Source organism: Lentiprolixibacter sp. (assembly GCF_982873095.1).
In genome coordinates, this window is the sequence record NZ_CEYNTP010000315.1 from 1 (window position 1) to 2,568 (window position 2,568).

At 46.2% G+C, this 2,568-nt stretch carries 2 protein-coding genes; both read right to left on the reverse strand.

Annotated elements, in window-relative coordinates; translation table 11 throughout:
• A partial coding sequence (locus AC4E7D_RS13735) for a DUF4407 domain-containing protein (RefSeq protein WP_490174349.1) occupies positions 1-828 on the reverse strand: 828 nt, incomplete at its 3' end.
• An 80-nt stretch (positions 829-908) separates the two neighbouring features.
• Positions 909-2,303, reverse strand: coding sequence for a dipeptidase (locus tag AC4E7D_RS13740; protein ID WP_490174350.1), 1,395 nt, complete (start codon positions 2,301-2,303; stop codon positions 909-911).
• Positions 2,304-2,568 lie beyond the last annotated feature (265 nt).

Consider the following 2,568-nt stretch of genomic DNA (forward strand, 5'->3'; position numbering starts at 1 on the left):
AGCAAGAAAAAGGAGAAATATAAAAAAGGAGGGAAACCAGGGCAGCTTGCCCAGGGCATTTATACGCGCCATTAATCCATCGAAACCATCAATGATGGGTTGTGAATTTTCTACGTCCCGCCCGTATTCTTGTTGGAGGGCAGCAATCTGCGCCTCTATGGCTTCAATTTTTTCACCGTTCTTTTCTTTGAGATCTCGTAGCTCGAGCAAATAGGCGTCATGTTTTTCCCGTTTCTCCTTGTAGACGGGGCCTTTGCCTACCAATAGAGTTCCTTCTCGTCCCTCCGCCTCTGCGATGTAGGTGTCATAGAGGGCATTTGTCTCCGCTTCCTTGGATGCAATTTCTTCTTTGAGATCGGCAATATCCTGATTGAGACCTTCGATTACCGGAGTATACTGTAAAGCAATTTGTTCCTTGTTGGCGAGAGTCATGGCATTTTTTTCCTCCAGCAATACCTGGTTAATTTCCTTTTCGAAGATTTTCATTTCAAGGGGTTTGGAAATCACAACGGCAATAATTACGGCGAGAATAATCCTCGGGGTAGCCTGAAGGAATTCACTCCAGAAACTGCCCCTCTTTTTCATCGTAGAGACAATAAACCGGTCCAGGTTGAAGATGAGCAGGCCCCAAAGTAATCCAAAGAAAACCGCGGTATACACATTGTCAAAAACGGTATACAGGGCGTAGGCGCTTGCAATAAAGGCCATCACGGCAGTAAAGAAAACAGTAGCGCCAATGCCGGCGTATTTGTTTTGTTCCCCGTTGGAACAAGTATTGAGAATAGAGGTATCTGCTCCGGAACAGAGCACAAAAAAGTTGCGTATCATAATAGTGTTCGTTTTTGATTGTGACTATTAGAACGCCGGCACTCTCAATTTGTTACATATTCTTTGATAAAGTTTGCCGCCTAACCCTTTTCACTGAGGTCCTTGTAGTATTTATAGAAATAGGGAATGGTTTCGATTCCTTTAAGAAAGTTCCATACCCCGAAGTGTTCATTTGGAGAATGTATAGCGTTGCTGTCCAGTCCAAATCCCATTAGAATGGATTTGCTCCCCAATTCCTTTTCGAAAAGGGCAACGATGGGGATACTGCCCCCATTCCTTTTTGGTACAGGGACCTTCCCGAAGGTGGTTTCATAGGCCTTGCTCGCTGCCTGATAACCAATACTATCAATGGGCGTAACATAGCTTTCCCCTCCGTGATGTGGGGTTACCTTTACCCTGACCCCTGCCGGGGCGATATTTTCAAAATGGCGGGTAAACAAATCAGTGATCTCATGCCAGTCCTGATCGGGGACGAGTCGCATGGAGATCTTGGCATATGCCTTGCTTGGGATAACGGTTTTTGCCCCTTCGCCTGTATATCCCCCCCAGATACCATTTACATCAAGGGTAGGCCGAATGGAATTTCGTTCGTTCGTGCTGTAAGTAGCTTCCCCGTAAACGGCTTCGATATCCAGGGCATTTTTATAGCCTTCAAGATCGAAAGGGGCTTTGGCCATGGCCGCCCGTTCTTCTTCTGATAGCACTACTACCTTGTCATAAAAACCGGGTATGGTTATATGGTTGTTTTCATCGTGCAGGGAGGCAATCATCTTGGCCAGGATATTGATGGGATTGGCTACTGCCCCCCCATAGAGCCCGCTATGCAGGTCCCGGTTGGGGCCGGTAACTTCAACTTCCACATAACTCAACCCCCTGAGCCCTGTTGTTATAGAAGGAATATCGTTGGCAATCATCCCGGTATCTGAGATCAGGATGATATCATTGGCCAGCTTTTCGTGGTTTTCTTTGACGAAGTCCGACAAACTTTCACTTCCCACCTCTTCTTCCCCCTCGATCATAAATTTTACATTACACGGGAGAAGGTTCTTACTCACCATAAATTCCAGTGCCTTCACATGCATATATACCTGCCCCTTGTCATCCGAAGCACCACGGGCGAAAATTGCCCCGTCTGGATGGAGTGCATTGGTGCGGATGGTGGGTTCAAATGGAGGGGATTCCCACAGGTCTAACGGATCTGGGGGTTGCACGTCATAATGCCCGTACACCAATACCGTAGGCAGCCCGGGGTCCAGGATCTTTTCTCCGTAAACGATGGGGTAGCCCTGTGTTTCACAAATCTCCACTGTATCGCAGCCGGCCTCGGAAAGAGCTTTAGAAACGGCTTCTGCGGCATTGTAAATGTCCTGGGAGAATGCAGAATCTGCACTGATTGAAGGTATTTTTAATAATTCAATAAGTTCGTTAATAAATCGCTCGCGATGTTCCGCGATATAGGCTTTTATGTCATCCATTGTGAAGTAGTTCTGTATGCAATAAAAGTACAAAAAAGGAGGATTATTATTTTTGAAGCCATGCTATTTTTGAATTGAAAAATTGCCTTATATTTGCATCCCTCAAGCTTTGAGGAAATGCAGGCGTGGTGGTCCTGACGCGATTCCATCGGAGTCAGGAGGCAGACACGCTCGATCTAAAGGTTAATGCTTTAGATAATTTAATGGTTTATGCAGGCGTGGTGGAATTGGTAGACACGCTAGACTTAGGATCTAGTGCCGAAAG